General features: G+C 69.5%; 16 protein-coding genes and 1 rRNA gene. 14 read left to right on the forward strand and 3 right to left on the reverse strand.

The genetic code is table 11. The features are described from left to right. The 9 genes from rrf to AB0I23_RS29050 form a co-directional block, all read left to right on the forward strand. A 5S ribosomal RNA gene (rrf, locus tag AB0I23_RS29010) occupies positions 1-74 on the forward strand; the annotation flags it as partial. 72 nt (positions 75-146) lie between these two features. Beyond that, positions 147-791 (forward strand): HAD family hydrolase, encoded by a 645-nt coding sequence (locus tag AB0I23_RS29015; protein WP_359113649.1) that lies wholly within the window; start codon positions 147-149, stop codon positions 789-791. Positions 792-832: 41 nt separating this feature from the next. Continuing rightward, the gene (locus AB0I23_RS29020; RefSeq protein ID WP_359113651.1) at positions 833-2032 is read left to right on the forward strand and encodes an MFS transporter; all 1200 of its coding nucleotides are present in this window, start codon (positions 833-835) and stop codon (positions 2030-2032) included. Continuing rightward, the gene (locus AB0I23_RS29025) at positions 2001-3173 is read left to right on the forward strand and encodes an acetoin utilization protein AcuC (protein ID WP_359113653.1); all 1173 of its coding nucleotides are present in this window, start codon (positions 2001-2003) and stop codon (positions 3171-3173) included. The genes AB0I23_RS29020 and AB0I23_RS29025 overlap by 32 nt, the downstream gene beginning before the upstream one ends. A gap of 80 nt (positions 3174-3253) precedes the next feature. Further along, positions 3254-4069, forward strand: a complete 816-nt coding sequence (locus AB0I23_RS29030; RefSeq protein ID WP_359113655.1) for a phosphatase — start codon at positions 3254-3256, stop codon at positions 4067-4069. A gap of 128 nt (positions 4070-4197) precedes the next feature. Continuing rightward, positions 4198-4413, forward strand: a complete 216-nt coding sequence (locus AB0I23_RS29035; protein WP_359113657.1) for a helix-turn-helix domain-containing protein — start codon at positions 4198-4200, stop codon at positions 4411-4413. A gap of 109 nt (positions 4414-4522) precedes the next feature. Further along, complete coding sequence (locus tag AB0I23_RS29040; RefSeq protein ID WP_003948845.1) at positions 4523-4621, forward strand: 30S ribosomal protein bS22; 99 nt, start codon at positions 4523-4525, stop codon at positions 4619-4621. 213 nt (positions 4622-4834) lie between these two features. Then, positions 4835-5929, forward strand: coding sequence for an NAD-dependent epimerase/dehydratase family protein (locus AB0I23_RS29045; protein ID WP_359113659.1), 1095 nt, complete (start codon positions 4835-4837; stop codon positions 5927-5929). Positions 5930-5944: 15 nt separating this feature from the next. Continuing rightward, positions 5945-7003: a lysophospholipid acyltransferase family protein gene (locus AB0I23_RS29050; RefSeq protein WP_359113661.1), complete on the forward strand. Its 1059-nt coding sequence runs from the start codon at positions 5945-5947 to the stop codon at positions 7001-7003. A gap of 177 nt (positions 7004-7180) precedes the next feature. Here the strand turns inward: AB0I23_RS29050 and AB0I23_RS29055 are convergent, their stop codons facing one another. From AB0I23_RS29055 to AB0I23_RS29065, 3 genes are all read right to left on the reverse strand, one after another. Next, entirely contained in the window at positions 7181-8374 is a 1194-nt protein-coding gene (locus tag AB0I23_RS29055; protein WP_359113662.1) for a DUF5667 domain-containing protein, read from the reverse strand. A 210-nt stretch (positions 8375-8584) separates the two neighbouring features. Next, the gene (locus AB0I23_RS29060; RefSeq protein ID WP_037697319.1) at positions 8585-9361 is read right to left on the reverse strand and encodes an ECF subfamily RNA polymerase sigma factor, BldN family; all 777 of its coding nucleotides are present in this window, start codon (positions 9359-9361) and stop codon (positions 8585-8587) included. Positions 9362-9733: 372 nt separating this feature from the next. After that, positions 9734-10690: an HAD family hydrolase gene (locus tag AB0I23_RS29065; protein ID WP_359113664.1), complete on the reverse strand. Its 957-nt coding sequence runs from the start codon at positions 10688-10690 to the stop codon at positions 9734-9736. Between the two features lie 158 nt (positions 10691-10848). On the opposite strand from AB0I23_RS29065, the gene AB0I23_RS29070 reads away from it, so the two are divergent. The 5 genes from AB0I23_RS29070 (at position 10849) to AB0I23_RS29090 (ending at position 16316) form a co-directional block, all read left to right on the forward strand. Beyond that, on the forward strand, positions 10849-11124 hold the full coding sequence (locus AB0I23_RS29070) for a glutaredoxin family protein (protein WP_359113666.1): 276 nt from the start codon (positions 10849-10851) through the stop codon (positions 11122-11124). A 272-nt stretch (positions 11125-11396) separates the two neighbouring features. Next, positions 11397-12170 (forward strand): redox-sensing transcriptional repressor Rex, encoded by a 774-nt coding sequence (locus tag AB0I23_RS29075; RefSeq protein WP_359113668.1) that lies wholly within the window; start codon positions 11397-11399, stop codon positions 12168-12170. Then, positions 12167-13669, forward strand: a complete 1503-nt coding sequence (locus tag AB0I23_RS29080; RefSeq protein WP_359113669.1) for a glutamyl-tRNA reductase — start codon at positions 12167-12169, stop codon at positions 13667-13669. The genes AB0I23_RS29075 and AB0I23_RS29080 overlap by 4 nt, the downstream gene beginning before the upstream one ends. After that, positions 13666-14652 (forward strand): hydroxymethylbilane synthase, encoded by a 987-nt coding sequence (gene hemC / locus AB0I23_RS29085; protein ID WP_359113671.1) that lies wholly within the window; start codon positions 13666-13668, stop codon positions 14650-14652. The genes AB0I23_RS29080 and hemC overlap by 4 nt, the downstream gene beginning before the upstream one ends. Next, positions 14649-16316 carry a bifunctional uroporphyrinogen-III C-methyltransferase/uroporphyrinogen-III synthase gene (locus AB0I23_RS29090; protein WP_359113673.1) on the forward strand — a complete coding sequence of 556 codons (1668 nt, stop codon included), beginning with the start codon at positions 14649-14651 and terminating at the stop codon, positions 16314-16316. Before hemC ends, AB0I23_RS29090 begins: the two co-directional genes overlap by 4 nt. Positions 16317-16346 lie beyond the last annotated feature (30 nt).

Here is a 16346-nt window from a genome sequence, read left to right on the forward strand (position 1 = left end):
ACCCGGAAGCTAAGCCTTTCAGCGCCGATGGTACTGCAGGGGGGACCCTGTGGGAGAGTAGGACGCCGCCGAACAATTATTCCGGGAAAGCCCCGTGCCCTTGTGGCACGGGGCTTTTCTGCGTTCTGAGCGTCTAGGCTCGAACCATGCGCTACGAACTGGTCATCTTCGACAACGACGGTGTGCTCGTCGACAGTGAGCCGATCTCCAACACCATCCTCTCCGGCTACCTGACCGAGCTCGGTCACCCCACCTCGTACGAGGAATCGCTCCGTGACTACATGGGGTCCGCCGTGCACCGGGTGCACGACCTCGTCGAGGAAAGGACGGGGGAGAAGCTACCCGCGGACTTCGACGAGACGCTCCACTCCCGGATCTTCGCCGCGTTCCAGGAAGAGCTGGAGCCGGTCGAAGGGGTCGCCGACGTGCTGGGGAAGCTCGTCGCCGACGGGGTGCCGTACTGCGTCGCCTCGTCCGGGAACCACGAGCGGATCCGGGTCGGGCAGCGCAAGACCGGGCTCGACCAGTGGTTCGAGGAGGAGTGGATCTTCAGCGCGGAGGACGTCGGGCACGGGAAGCCGGCACCCGATCTGTTCCTCTTCGCCGCTGAGCGGATGGGCGTTCCGCCCGAGAGGTGTGTCGTCATCGAGGACAGCCCGCTCGGGGTGGAGGCAGCGCGGGCCGCGGGGATGGATGTGTACGGGTTCACGTCGATGATGCCCGCCGACCGGCTCGCCGGCGTGACCGGGCACTTCTCCGACATGGCCCAACTGCGGGAACTGCTCGCCTGATCCGTCTACCCACGGGTAGGTAAGGGCCCTACGCTGCGGCCATGAGGGATGCGCGGTTGCGGCACGGTAGGGCCTCCTTGGCGTTGAGCTTCTTCGTGCAAGGGGTCACCTTTGCCCTGCTCGTGACGCGTATACCTGCGATTCAGAACCGGTACGGGATATCCGACGGGCTGCTGCCCGTGTTCCTTGCCGCCGTGCCGATCCTGGCCGGCGTGGGCAGCGTGGTCACCGAGAAGGCGATCGCGCGAGTACGGCCGCGGGTTGTGCTGAGGTGGGTGCAGCCCGTTGTGCTGCTGGCGTTGCTCGGTGTCGGGGCCGGCAGCGAACTGTGGGAGGCGGCCGTCGCCCTCGGGGTATTCGGGCTGTCCGTCGGGGCGCTCGACGCTTCCATGAACATGATGGGGGTCAGCCTTCAGCGGGCGTACGGGCGGAGCATCATGCTCGGGTTCCACGCCGCGTACAGCCTGGGCGGGATCGCCGGGGCGTCGATGGCCTGGGCCGGGGCGCACTGGGATCTCACGCTGCTGGTGTCGTACCTCCCCGCGGTCGTCGTGCTGCTGCCTGCCGCGTTGATCGGGAGCCGCTGGTACGTCGAGGGGAAGGCGGACGGCGACGGGCAGGGGGAAGAGCGTCACGGGGGCTCGGTCTCGGTCAAACTGCTGATGCCGCTCTGTCTGGTGATGAGCTTCGCGTACATCGGGGACTCGACGGTCTCCAACTGGAGTGCGAAGTATCTGCAGGACGTGCTGGGGAGTTCCGAGCAGCTGTCGACCGTTCCGTACAACGTTTACATGGTGACGACGCTGTTGGGGCGCGCGGTCGGGGACTTCGGCGTGCGGCGGTTCGGGGCTGTGGCTGTCGTGCGGTTCGGGAGTGTGCTGGCCGCGGCCGGGTTCGCGGTGGTGGCGGTGGCTTCCGGGGCGTGGATCGGGATGCTCGGGTTCACCCTGTTGGGGCTCGGGCTCTGTGTGATTGTTCCGCAGACGTTCGCGGCCGCCGGGCGGATGTTCCCGGGGGCGAGCGACACAGCGATAGCCCGGCTGAATGTCTTCAACTATGTGGGGTTCCTGGTGGGATCGCCGCTCGTGGGGGCGCTCGGGGACGCGTGGAGTTACCGGGGCGCGATGCTCGTACCGATGGTGTTGGTGCTCGCGACCCTCGTGTACGCCAAGTCGTTCGGCTCGGAGCCTGCCCGATACGGTGGCGGGCATGAGCGGCCGCGCACAGTTGATGTGGGATGACGCAGTAACGGGATACGACTTCGGGGACGGTCATCCGATGGACCCGGTCAGGCTTGCCCTGACGATGGGGCTGGTCCGGGCATTCGGTCTCGACAACGCGGTGGATGTGGTGGCCGCCAAGCCGGCTGGGGAATCCACGCTCCGGCTCGTGCACCGTGAGGACTACGTGGCGGCCGTGCGCGCGGCCTCCGCGGATCCCCGGGCGGCCGATCAGAACTACGGCCTCGGGACGGTGGATGATCCGGCGTTCGTGGGGATGCACGAGGTGTCGGCGCTGATCGCCGGGCAGTCGGTGGCGGCCGCCGAGGCGGTGTGGCGCGGGGACACCGCGCATGCGGTGAACTTCGCGGGTGGGCTGCACCATGCGATGCCGGGCGGTGCGGCGGGGTTCTGTATCTACAACGACCCGGCGCTCGCCATTGCCAGGCTGCTGGAGCTGGGTGCGGAGCGGGTCGCGTACATCGATGTGGACGTCCACCACGGTGACGGGGTGCAGGCCGCGTTCTGGGAGGACCCCCGGGTTCTGACCGTGTCGCTGCACGAACATCCGCGGACGCTCTTTCCGCAGACCGGCTGGCCGGAGGAGACCGGTTCCGGTGCGGGGGAGGGGGCCGCGGTGAATGTGGCGCTGCCCGCCGGTACGGGGGACGCGGGCTGGCTGCGCGCGTTCCATGCGGTAGTGCCGGAGCTGATCGCGGACTTCCGGCCGCAGGTGCTGGTGACCCAACACGGGGCCGATACGCACTTCGAGGATCCGCTCGCGCATCTGGCGGTGTCGCTCGACGCACAGCGGGCGGTCATGGAGTCGTGCCATGAGCTCGCCCATGCACATGCGGAGGGCGGGCGGTGGGTGGCGCTCGGCGGTGGCGGGTATGCGGTCGTCGATGTGGTGCCGAGGTCCTGGACGCATCTGGTGGGGATCGCCGCGCATGCACCGGTGGACCCGGAGTCGGTGATTCCTGCTTCGTGGCGGGACGAGGTCTATGCCCGGACCCGACAGCTGGGGCCGGGCCGGATGACCGACGGACGTACGCCTTCGTGGCAGTCGTGGGAGGCGGGGTACGACCCGGCGGACCGGCTGGACCAGGCGGTGCGCGCGACCAGGCGGGCGGCGTTCCCGTTGCGGGGGCTGCTGGCCTGAGGCCAGTCGGGTTACGCCAACGGTGGGGTGCAGCGTCTCTTTTGACCCTGCGTCCGGGTGATTGAGGCACCATCGGCAGGGTGTTGAGCACCGGAGCGCTGCGTGCGCATCTGCTGGCGGCCCGGCTGGCCGGGCCCGTGGCCACCTCGCGGGAGGTGAGTCTGCGGAGCTATCGGCTGTTCGCGGCCAGGGATCCGCGGATGATGCTCGGCCTCGACCCCGAATGGGGGTGGGGGGAGCCCGACCTGCTTCGGCTGATGGCCGATAGGTGCGGGGTTTCGAACGATCCCGCTCACGTTGTGGGTCCTGATGTGATCGATCCGGAGCGGACGTTGGCCGGTCTGGATGCGTTTGCCCAGCGGTTGTCGAGCGCGGCGGCCCGGCGGGCGCCGGTGCTGTTCGGGACCGGTCATCCTCACCGGCTGCTCGGGTTCTACGTCGCGTTGGCAGACGCCTTGTCGGCGGCGGGGTGCGCCGTACTCACTCCCGCGCAGGGGCGATGTATCGACATAACGACCCGGTTCGGCGTACGCACGTACAAGCTCGACTACGTACGGGGAGTCGCCCTGGTGCGGGCACCGGGCGTGCGACCCCAGGGTGGTGAGCCGGGCGCACATACCCACTCGCCGCTGCCGGTCCGGGTCGCGCTGGAGGCGGCGGTGGCGGTCGACGGGCGACTTCCGGAGCTCGTCGTCGGGGACCACGGATGGGTCTGCGGCGCAGGTCAGTTGGGCATTGAGGCAATCGGCCTGGCGGATACGGACGATCCCGCGCTGTTCGTCGGGGAGGCCGAGGGGCGGGTCGCGGTCGCCGTTCCGCTCGATGACGCCGTGCGGTCCGCTTACTACCGGCCGCTTACTCGCTATGTGCTCAATCGGGCGTGTCTGTCACAGTAGGCGGCCGATGGTCCCTCCTCTTCCCCACTCGCATCACCCGCCCCTAATCTGGGGAGTGAGCGCACAATGACGAAGAGTCACCGGAGGGGAAGCCGGTGCGCGTCTCGTGCGGAAGGTACAGGTGGGTCATGGCTGGTGCTGGCAGCGAGAGGCCTCTCAACGAGGTCAAGTTTCTGACCGTGGCGGAAGTCGCCGAGGTCATGCGCGTGTCGAAGATGACCGTGTACCGCTTGGTGCACAGTGGTCATCTGCCGGCGATCCGTGTGGGCAGGTCCTTCCGGGTCCCGGAGCAAGCGGTTCACGAGTATCTCCGCGAGTCCTTTGTGGGGGTGGAGTCCGCCTGACGGTCACCTCGGATTACGTCCCTCACCCGGTGGCGGGTAGGCTAGGCCGACGTAGGTCGTGTGGGCCCAGACGCCCCGCACCAGTGAAGAGAAGTGAGCGAGGGTAGTCGTGGGCTCTGTTATCAAGAAGCGGCGCAAGCGGATGGCCAAGAAGAAGCACCGCAAGCTGCTCAAGCGCACGCGCGTTCAGCGTCGCAACAAGAAGTAAGCGAACGCAGTTCGTGAATCCGCAGCCCTCCCGCCGATACGGCGGGAGGGCTGCGGTGCGTTTGCGTGCGGTGCCTGCGCCGGAGTGTGTGGGCCGTGTGACGCACATTTGGGCCAAAGACTCGGCAGAAGGCCGCCGCGCAGTCATCACAGGGCAACATCCACCCGCTACGGTGACGGCCAGGGGAAACCTCTTCGACGGAAGGCGCTGATCTTGGGGAAGGTCGTGCTCGTCACGGGAGCGGCCCGGCAACTGGGCGGACGGTTCGTGCGGCGCATCCAGCGTGATCCGGACGTGGACCGGGTGATCGCCGTCGACGTGATCGCGCCCGCGCACCAGTTGGGTGACGCCGACTTCGTACGTGTGGACATCCGCCAGCCCGCGATCGCCAGAGTCCTTGCCGAGCACGCCGTCGATACGGTCGTGCACCTGGACGTCAGCGGCAAGACGCTCGGCGCGGGCGGCCGGACCGCCGTCAAGGAGACCAATGTCATCGGCACCATGCAGTTGCTCGGTGTCTGCCAGAAGTCGCCGACGGTCCGGCGGCTGGTGATCAAGTCCAGTACGAGTGTGTACGGCTCCGCGCCGCGCGATCCGGCTGTCTTCACCGAGACCACCCCGCCCAAGTCCCTGCCGAGCGGGGGCTTCGCGAAGGACGCGGTGGAGGTCGAGGGGTACGTACGGGGCTTCGCGCGCCGCCGGCCGGACGTGGCGGTGTGCGTGCTGAGGTTCGCCAACATCCTGGGACCGGACGCGGACTCACCGCTCGCCGACTACCTGGCACTGCCCGTGCTGCCGACGGTGTTCGGGTACGACCCACGGCTCCAGTTCGTGCACGAGGACGATGTCATCGACGTACTGAGGATCGCCTCGCACGAGCCGCGGCGCGGGACGCTGAACAGTGGCACGTTCAATATCGCGGGCGACGGGGTGCTGCTGCTCTCGCAGTGCGCGCGCCGGCTCGGGCGGCCGACGATGCCGCTGCTGCTGCCCGCCGTCACCTGGGTGGGCCAGGCGCTCCGTACGGTCGGCATGACGGACTTCTCGCCGGAGCAGATCCGGTTGCTCACGCACGGCAGGGTGGTCTCCACCGTCCAGATGCGCGAGACGCTGGGCTTCCACCCGGGATTCACCACCGCGGAGACGTTCGCGGATTTCGCGCGCGGTCTGGGCCCCGGACTGCTGCCGCCCCAGACGGTGGGCAGGGCCGTCGACCGGCTGGCGGCGATGCCGTTCGCCGGTGGGACCGGCAAGGTTCCGGGGATCACCGGGGCAGACGACACACAACCGACCCCCAGCGTCAGGTAGAGGAGCGCACCGACGATGGCGGATGCCAAGGTCATTCCGTTCGATGACGACCGTTCACGGTCGGGTGGCGCGCAGCGGTCCGCCCGGCGGCGGGCAGCGGCCGGTCCCGCGGTGGGCACCGCGGCCGTCAGCGCCCTGCCGGGGCAGCAGGACGCCGTGCTGCAGGTCCAGGAGGCGGGGCAGGGGGACGGGGAGCCCGTGGAAGGTGCGCAGGCTCGGGACGGGGCTCGACGCGGCGGCTGGGACCGGCGGATCGCCGGTGGGCTGGCTTTTCTGCGGCGGCGGGTCACCGGTGACTACGAGGTCGACGAGTTCGGGTACGACAAGGAGCTCACCGATCAGGTTCTGATGTCGGTGCTGAGACCGATGTACGAGAAGTACTTCCGGGTCGAGGTGAAGGGCATCGAGAACATCCCGTCGGACGGCGGGGCGCTGATCGTGGCCAACCACTCGGGGACGTTGCCGCTGGACGGGCTGATGCTTCAGGTCGCCGTGCACGACAACCACCCGGCCGACCGGCATCTACGGCTGCTCGCCGCAGACCTGGTGTTCATGATGCCGGTGGTGAACGAACTGGCCAGGAAGGCCGGGCACACGCTGGCTTGCGCGGAGGACGCGGAGCGGCTGCTGAGGCAGGGCGAGGTCGTCGGGGTGATGCCGGAGGGCTTCAAAGGCATCGGCAAGCCGTTCGGCGATCGATACAAGCTGCAGCGCTTCGGGCGGGGCGGCTTCGTGTCGACGGCGCTGAGGGCCGGGGTGCCGATCGTGCCGTGCTCGATCGTGGGTGCGGAGGAGATCTACCCGATGATCGGCAATGCGAAGACGCTGGCGCGGGTGCTGGGGATTCCGTACTTCCCGATCACGCCCACGTTTCCCTGGTTGGGGCCGTTGGGGGCGGTGCCGCTGCCGACGAAGTGGACGATTCAGTTCGGGGAGCCGATTTCCACGGACGGGTATCCGGTGGAGGCGGCGGAGGATCCGATGTTGATGTTCAACCTGACGGATCAGGTGCGGGAGCAGATTCAGCACACGCTGTACAAGTTGTTGGTTCAGCGGCGGTCGGTGTTCTTCTGACGGTGCGGTGGGGATGGGCGGGTGTGTGCCCGGGCGTCCGGGGGCCGCTTTGTCCTCGAATCGCGGGACGGGCTTGATCGTGCCGGTGTCGGGCTGGGAGTGCGGGCCGCTGGGGCAGCCGGTTTGTCCTCAATCGCCGGACAGGCTTGATGTGCCGGCGATTGAGGACAGTTGGGGCTAGTAGTCGTCTGCGCTCTCGTTGTTGATTCCCAGGCCTGGGAGCAGCCCGGGGAGCAGCGGGGGCAGGGTGACGTCCGGGGTGGGTGAGGTGGGTCCCCTGCCCGTTGTGGACGGGGTGTCGCCCGGTGACGCGGGGTCCAGGAGGCCGTCCGCGCCGCCCGCGATCAGGCTGTCGGCCGGGGTGGAGGCCGACCCGGACGGGTCCGGGGTTTCGGTGTCGCCCCCCTGGCCCTGTGAGGTTTCGGGGGACGAGGGTGCCGGGCTCTCCGTAAGGGACGGGTCGTCGGACTGTTGCGACGAGCCGGACTGTTGCGAGTCGGTGCTCCGGTCCGTGGTGCGGGGCAGCAGCGACTGCAGCGGTGCGACTTCTTCGTCTATGGCCTCGAAGACCGAGCTGACCTCGTCCCCGATGTCCGTCAGCTGGACCGGCAGCCGGTCGCGCAGGCTGCTCCAGCTCCCGCGGTGGTTACGGGAGAAGGAGTCCAGGGTCTGGATGGGGCCGAGTGTTCCTTCGCGCTGGTACGCGGCGTGGAGCAGGCGGTGGCCTTCGGTGGCGTCGCGCGTCATGCCGTTCAGCGTGTGCCTGATCTCGCCCAGTGATTCGTGGTCCAGGTCGCCCGCGCGGCCGCGTTCCATGAGCCTGCGGGCCTCGCTCAGCCGCGTCGATGCCTGGTCGAGGTAGACCTCGCCGCGGTCGGCATCGCCGTTGGCCATACCGAGGTGGATGTCCTCCATGCCGCGCTTCAGCCCGTACAGCGAATCACCCGGAAGGGCGTCGGAACTGGCAGCGGCTACTCCGCCGAAGGCTCCCGCGGCCACGCCGACGGTGAGCCCGCCGGCGGCGAGACCCTTCGTCCAGCGGGAGCGGGGGCGCAGTTTCCGGAGCGGGGAGGCCCGGTGGGCTCCCCTGCTCCGTTGTTCGGGCACCGTAGGGCCCGTGGACGCGCCGCCTTCGGCGAACATGGCCTCCATGGCGGCGACGAGCTGCGCTCGCTGCACCACTTTGACCTCGGGATCCAACTCCGGCCTCGGTAGCTCACCGAGGCCGTTCGCCAGGGCCAACAGCGTTCCGTGGTCGGCCGGTTCGGCCGGTTCCTCGTGCTGTACGGCCGCCGCACCCTGGAGCTCCTGCTCCTCCAGGGCCTGGGCGAAGGCGTTCGCCCGCCGGTGTGCCGAAACGTTTGCGATCACTGGCGGCACCTCCTCTCGTCATGACGGTCGACTCCCCTGGGGGTCCGGAAGGTTGCACACCTTGAGCGCTTCCACACGAATGAGTGAGTGGAGGCGGACATGGAGTGACGACAGGGGGCCTGCAACCGGCACAACGAGTGGCGCGGCACTTGGGTTACGCAGGAAAGATGATCGGACCAGTGCGTGATCGGGGCGTCGCCGAGAGTGTTCTCAGCGGGCATCGTCCGGCAGGAGCCGGGCGAGGGTGCGGACGGCGCGGTACTGCAGAGTTTTGATCGCGCCCTCGTTCTTGCCCATCACGCGGGCCGTCTCGGCGACCGAGAGGCCCTGAAGGAAGCGCAGTGTCACGCATTCCTGCTGCTGGGGGTTGAGTCGCCGCACGGCTTGCAGCAGTGCGGCGTTGGAGAGGGACTCCAGGACGGAGTCCTCGGGGCTGCGCTCGACCTCGTTGGCGTCGAGCATTTCGCCGGTGGTCACTTCCAGTCGGAATCGACTGGACTTGAAGTGGTCGGCGACCAGGTTGCGGGCGATCGTGACCAGCCAGGCGCCGAAGTCGCGGCCCTGCCAGGTGAAGGTGGAGATGCGGCGCAGAGCCCGCAGGAAGGTCTCACTGGTGAGATCCTCCGCCGTCGCCTTGCCGCCCACGCGGTAGTAGATGTAACGGTAGACGGTGTCGCTGTACTGGTCGTAGAGACGGCCGAAGGCGTCAGCCTCACCGGCCTGTGCGCGCTCGACGAGATCCATCATGCGCGCGCTGTCGCTGTCGGCGGTCGGCCGACGAACGGTGGACGTGGTCGTTGCGCCGCGGTTGCTGCGTCTTCCGACCGCCGCACCGCGTTCGGCCAGGGCGTAGCAAGGGCCGACAGGTGCAGGGGTGGCAAAGGCGGGTACGGCGTACGCGGTGGGGACGAAGCCGCGCAAGCGGTTGGCGACCGTTGCGCGCAGCGTAGCCAGGCCCGAGGCGTCAACCCCGACGTGTGGGTACACGGGACTCCCAGAGGCAGAGCTTCCATCACGTGCAGTGCGAAACCGTCACTCGTCGTAGTGAGTGGAGGGTTCCGGAATGCGTCTGAGGAGAATAACGCTTCGTACAGGCAGCGCTACACCCAGTTGCTCAAATCGTCGATTCCGTCGCTTCTGTAGCGACTATGCGACGCATCAAGTAGCACATCGTGACCGGTTATTGATCGGATTACTTCGTGATCTGGCTGCGGGCGCGACGGGTTGTGGTCGGGGGCGCGCAATCCGACTGGCGGGAGCGGTCGGTGGGTAAGGGGTCCCGATTGGTGGCGCGGCCGGGCGTGGCCCGGCCCCAGAGGGGGCCGGGCCACATGGTCGGTGCGTCGGTGCCTCGGTGGGTCAGCGGCGGCGTCGGTGCAGGGCGACTGCGGCGGCGGTGCCGCCGGCGAGGGCGCCGACACCGGCGGCGGCCGGGATGCCGACCTTGGCCGCCTTGCGGCCCGTGCGGTAGTCGCGCAGCCGCCAGTCCAGGGCCCGGGCGTGCTTGCGGAGCTTGGTGTCCGGGTTGATCGCGTACGGGTGTCCGACCAGGGACAGCATCGGGATGTCGTTGTGCGAGTCGCTGTACGCCGCACAGCGCGCCAGGTCGAGGCCCTCGGCGGTGGCCAGGGCGCGGACCGCCTCGGCCTTCGCGGGTCCGTGCAGCGGCTCGCCGACCAGGCGGCCGGTGTAGACGCCGTCGACGGACTCGGCGACCGTGCCGAGCGCGCCGGTCAGGCCGAGACGGCGGGCGATGATCGTGGCCGTCTCCACCGGGGCGGCGGTGACCAGCCAGACCTTCTGTCCGGCGTCGAGGTGGGCCTGGGCGAGGGCGCGGGTGCCGGGCCAGATGCGGTCGGCCATGTACTCGTCGTAGATCTCCTCGCCGATGGACATCAGCTCGGAGACCCGGTGGCCCTTGACGATGGACAGGGCACTGTCGCGGGCGTCCTGCATGTGTTCCGGGTCCTCGACGCCGGCCAGTCTGAACCAGGCCTGCTGCCAGGCGAACCGGGTCAGCTCACGGCGCTGGAAGAACTTCCGTTTGTACAGCCCGCGGCCGAAGTGGAAGATCGCCGCGCCCTGCATGACGGTGTTGTCCAGGTCGAAGAAGGCGGCGGCCCGTTCGTCGCCGACGACCGGGAAGGCCGGTTCCGGCTCCACGGTCGTGGCGAGACGCGCGCCGGTGGATCGTCCGGCGGACCGGTCTGCGGGGAGTGACGACTTCCGCGCTGCCTCGGCTGCTGCCTCGCCTGCCAGCACGCTCCGTGCTGTCGCGGAACGTCTACGGGGTGTGAGCCATCCAAGAGCGGCCATGTCGTGAGCATAGCCAGTCCGTTCGGCCCTTCCCGACGTCCCGGGATGCGGTGGCGTGAACTCTCGGGGACCGAATTGTTAAACGGGCGATTCGGGGCGTAACGGATCAGCGCCCGACGAACTCCGGAAACGGCGGGCGGGCGGCGCAGAATGAAGGCATGAGTGCCTTGCTGCGTCGTACGAAGAAGAAGCCCGCGGACCGTGTGGTGACCCTGGTCGGGAAGCCCGGTTGTCACCTCTGCGACGACGCGCGGCTGGTGGTGGGAAAGGTCTGTGAGGAGACCGGCGCGTCCTGGGAGGAGAAGGACATCACCCAGGACGAGGAGCTGCACCGGGAGTACTGGGAGCAGATTCCGGTCGTCCTCATTGATAACGAACAGCACACGTTCTGGCGGGTGGATCCGGCGAGGCTGCGCAGCGCGCTGCTTTCCTGAGTGAAACCCGGTTACCATCGTGGGCGTTTTGAGTGGTCTCGGGGGCGTAGTTGTGAGGAGTGTGTGCGGCTTTGCCCCCTTCGGGCCCGCAACGGGCTGATGCGATCCATGGTTCCGTGATCGCGCGACGGATGTGCGTGACCCCCGTCACTTTGACCGGACAAAACGGACACCATCTTTGTGCACACGTTCACAAAGACATAGCCTGCATTCGACGGGGCGGTCTTGGAACATACGGCCGCCTGCAGCCCCGCTCATCCCGCAGGAGCACCGTGGCAACTGGCCGAACTCACCGACCGGCGACCCGTAGCCGAGGAATTCCCGAGGCCACCGTCGCCCGGCTTCCGCTGTATCTCCGCGCACTGACCGCGCTCTCCGAGCGCTCGGTCCCCACGGTCTCGTCCGAGGAACTCGCCGCGGCGGCGGGGGTCAACTCTGCCAAGCTGCGCAAGGACTTCAGCTACCTCGGGTCGTACGGGACGCGTGGTGTCGGGTACGACGTCGAGTATCTCGTCTACCAGATCTCCCGCGAACTCGGGCTCACCCAGGACTGGCCGGTCGTCATCGTCGGTATCGGTAACCTCGGCGCCGCGCTCGCCAACTACGGCGGCTTCGCCTCCCGTGGCTTCCGGGTCGCCGCGCTGATCGACGCCGACCCCGCGATGGCCGGTACGCCCGTCGCCGGGATCCCCGTCCAGCACGTCGACGAGCTGGAGAAGATCGTCAGCGACAACGGCGTGTCGATCGGTGTCATCTCCACCCCGGCCGGCGCCGCACAGCAGGTCTGCGACCGGCTCGTCGCCGCGGGCGTGACCTCCATCCTGAACTTCGCGCCGACGGTGCTCTCCGTGCCCGACGGCGTCGACGTCCGCAAGGTCGACCTCTCGATCGAGCTCCAGATCCTTGCCTTCCACGAGCAGCGGAAGGCGGGCGAGGAAACCGTCGGCGGGACCGGCGTCGACCAGGCCGCGCCGCCCGTGCGCGCCGCCACGGGCAGCAGCCGGAAGGGACCCGACGGGGACGTTCCCGCCGTGATGCCGGCATGAGCCTTCTTGTTGTCGGACTGAGTCACCGCAGCGCCCCCGTCTCCGTACTGGAGCGGGCCTCGCTGACTGCCGGGACGCAGGCCAAGCTGCTGCAGGACGTCCTCGCCGCGGAGCCCGCGGCCGAGGCCGCCGTCCTGGCCACCTGCAACCGCATCGAGCTGTACGCCGACGTGGACAAGTTCCACGCCGGTGTCGCCGAGCTGTCCACGCTCCTCGCCCAGCACAGCGGGGTCGGGCTGGACGAGCTCACTCCGTATCTCTATGTGCACTACGAGGACCGGGCCGTCCACCACCTCTTCTCGGTGGCGTGCGGGCTGGACTCGATGGTCGTCGGCGAGGGTCAGATCCTCGGCCAGATCAAGGACGCGCTGGCACTGGGGCAGGAGCTCCACACCGCGGGCCGGCTGTTGAACGACCTGTTCCAGCAGGCCCTGCGGGTCGGCAAGCGCGCCCACAGCGAGACCGGGATCGACCGGGCCGGGCAGTCGCTCGTCACCTTCGGTCTGCAGCAGCTCGCCGACGGCGCCGATGTCGCCGTCTGGGCGAAGGGCAAGCGCGCCCTGGTGATCGGCGCCGGTTCGATGTCCTCGCTGGCCGCTGCCACGCTGGCCCGTACCGGTGTCGCCGAGATCGTCGTCGCCAACCGGACCCGGGCCCGCGCCGACCGGCTCGTCGAGATCCTCAATCAGCCCGGCGGTACGGGAGTGACGGCCCGCGCCGTGGAGATGGCCGCGGTCTCCGACGAACTGACACGTGCCGACGTCGTCGTCTCCTGCACCGGTGCGACCGGTCTCGTGCTGACCGCCGAAGCCGTCGCCGGAGCGCTCGGGCTGGCGTTCGACGCGGCCGTCGCCGAACCCCCGGCGCCCGCCGTGCCCGCCGCCGACCTGGACCAGCACGCCGCCTGGGTGGAGAACGGCTCCGCCACCGCGACCGCGCAGGCACAGGCCGTCCGCCGGGCGACCGTGCCCGCGCAGGACCGGTCCGCCGGACCGGTCAGGCTCGCGCTGCTCGACCTCGCCATGCCGCGCGACATCGACGGCGCCTCGACGCGCCTCGACGGTGTACGCCTCGTCGACATCGAGTCGCTCGCCGAGGCGTCCGCGGACGCCCCGATGGCCGCCGACGTGGACCAGGTGCGCACCATCGTCGCCGACGAGGTCGCCGCGTTCGGTGCCGCCCAGCGCGCCGCCCACATCACCCCGACCGTCGTCGCCCTGCGCACGATGGCCGCCGATGTGGTAGCCGGCGAGATCGCACGGCTCGACGGACGCCTCCCCGACCTGGACGAGAAGCAGCGCGCCGAGATCACGCAGACCGTGCGCCGCGTCGTCGACAAGCTCCTGCACGCGCCCACCGTGCGGGTCAAGCAGCTCGCCAGCGAGCCCGGCGGCGCCGGGTACGCCGATGCGCTGCGGGAACTCTTCGACCTCGACCCGCAGACGGTTGCCGCCGTCTCCCGGGCAGACCTGAACGACCCGAATCGAGGGCGGTCATGACCGACAACTCATCCCAGCGTGCGCAGGCCGACGCGCCGCTCCGGCTGGGCACCCGGCGCAGCAAGCTCGCCATGGCGCAGTCCGGCCTCGTCGCCGACGCGGTCAGCGAGGTGACCGGGCGCGCCGTGGAGCTCGTCGAGATCACCACGTACGGAGATGTCTCCCGCGAGCACCTCGCGCAGATCGGCGGCACCGGCGTGTTCGTCGCGGCGCTGCGCGAGGCGCTGCTGCGCGGCGACGTGGACTTCGCCGTCCACTCGCTGAAGGACCTGCCGACCGCGCAGCCCGAGGGCCTCGTCCTTGCCGCCGTGCCGGTGCGCGAGGACCCGCGCGACGTGCTGGTGGCGAGGGATGGGCTGACCTTCGAGCAGCTGCCGTCCGGTGCCCGCATCGGCACCGGTTCGCCGCGCCGCATGGCGCAGCTCAACGCGTACGCCCGCAGCCACGGCCTCGACATCGAGACCGTGCCGATCCGCGGCAACGTCGATACGCGTATCGGATTTGTACGAAGCGGTGAACTGGACGCGGTGGTTCTCGCCGCGGCCGGGCTCAGCCGCCTCGGCCGGACCGGTGAGGCGACCGACTTCCTGTCGGTCGACACCGTTCTGCCCGCTCCCGGCCAGGGAGCACTGGCGATCGAATGCGCTGCAAGCAGCGCGGACCTCGCCGCAGCACTCGCCGAGCTCGACGACCCGTACACCCGGGCCGCCGTGACCGCCGAGCGCGCCCTGCTCGCCGCCCTGGAGGCCGGCTGCTCCGCACCTGTGGGTGCGCTGGCCGACCTCCTGGTCGACGGACAGGTTGTCAACGAACTGCGCCTGCGCGGTGTCGTCGGTTCCACCGACGGTTCCTCGCTGGTACAGATGTCCACCACCGGTCCCGTCCCCACGTCGCCCGACGACGCGGCGGCCCTCGGTCGCGAGCTCGCGACCGAGATGCTTGCCAAGGGTGCGGCCGGTCTTATGGGGGAGCGAGCACTTTGAGCCCCACCGGCCCCGCCGCATCCGACTTTCCGGTCCTGTCCGCAGGGCACGTCACCTTCCTCGGCGCCGGTCCCGGCGATCCGGGACTGCTGACTCTGCGCGCTGTCGAGGCGCTCGCGAGCGCGGACGTCCTTGTCGCCGAGCCGGACGTTCTCGGCGTTGTCCGCGGCCATGCGCGGGCAGGCGTGAGCACGCCTGAGCTGGCGGTTGTTGACGTGACGTCAACAACCGCCGGAGTGCCCGTTCTCAGGGACGCGGTCAATCTTGTCATGGAGGCCGCGAAGGGCGGCAGGCGGGTCGTCCGTGCCGTCTCCGGGGACCCGGGCCTGGACGGGAACGCGGGCGCGGAGATGCTCGCCTGTGCCGCCGCCGGCATTCCCTTCGAGGTCGTGCCAGGTGTGGCGAACGCCGTGGGCGTGCCCGCGTACGCCGGTGTGCCGCTGCGTGACGCGCAGGGCGCCGACGTCCGGTTCGTCGATGCCCGGACCGCATCGGACCGCTGCTGGACCGAGGTCGGAGCGAGTGATGCCACGGCGGTCGTCTCGACGACGCTGGACTCGGTCGCGGCCGCCGCGGGCGAGCTGGTCTCTGCGGGCCGCAAGCCCGACACCCCGCTGACCGTGACGGTCGCCGGCACGACGACGCGCCAGCGCACCTGGACGGCGACCCTCGGGACGATCGCCCAGGTCCTGAAGCAGGCGAAGGTGCTGCCGTCGCCGGACGGGCACCAGCCGGTCATAGCCGTGGTCGGTGAGCGCAGCTTCGCCGTCCAGCGCGACCAGCTCTCGTGGTTCGAGTCCAAGCCGCTCTTCGGCTGGAAGGTGCTCGTGCCGCGGACGAAGGAGCAGGCGGCGTCGCTCTCCGACCAGCTTCGTTCGTACGGCGCCGTGCCGCACGAGGTCCCGACGATCGCCGTCGAGCCGCCGCGTACGCCCCAGCAGATGGAGCGCGCGGTCAAGGGCCTCGTCACGGGCCGCTACGAGTGGATCGCCTTCACCAGCGTCAACGCGGTCAAGGCGGTCCGGGAGAAGTTCGAGGAATACGGGCTCGACGCCCGTGCCTTCGCCGGGATCAAGGTTGCCGCGGTCGGCGAACAGACCGCCGCCGCACTGATCGATTTCGGTGTGAAGCCGGACCTGGTGCCGTCCGGCGAGCAGTCCGCCGCCGGTCTGCTGGAGGACTGGCCGCCGTACGACCCGGTCTTCGACCCGATCGACCGCGTCTTCCTGCCGCGCGCCGACATCGCCACGGAGACGCTCGTCGCCGGCCTCATCGAGCTGGGCTGGGAGGTCGACGACGTCACCGCGTACCGCACGGTCCGTGCCTCGCCGCCGCCGTCCGACACCCGTGAGGCGATCAAGGGCGGTGGGTTCGACGCGGTGCTCTTCACCTCGTCGTCGACCGTCCGGAACCTGGTCGGTATCGCGGGCAAGCCGCACAACGTGACTGTCATCGCCTGTATCGGCCCCGCCACGGCGAAGACCGCGGAGGAGCACGGCCTGCGGGTCGACGTGCTCTCCCCGGAGCCGTCGGTGCACAAGCTGACCGCGGCGCTCGCCGAGTTCGGCGCGCAGCGCCGGGAGGCGGCGAAGGAGGCCGGTGACCCGGTGACGCGGCCGAGCGAGCGGCGTCCGGGTGCGCGCAGGCGTCGTACGACGACCTGACCGGCCCGTTCGGGGGTGTTCAGGGGTCCG

The sequence above is a fragment of the Streptomyces atratus genome (assembly GCF_040655115.1).
Classification (GTDB): Bacteria; Actinomycetota; Actinomycetes; order Streptomycetales; family Streptomycetaceae; genus Streptomyces; species Streptomyces atratus_D.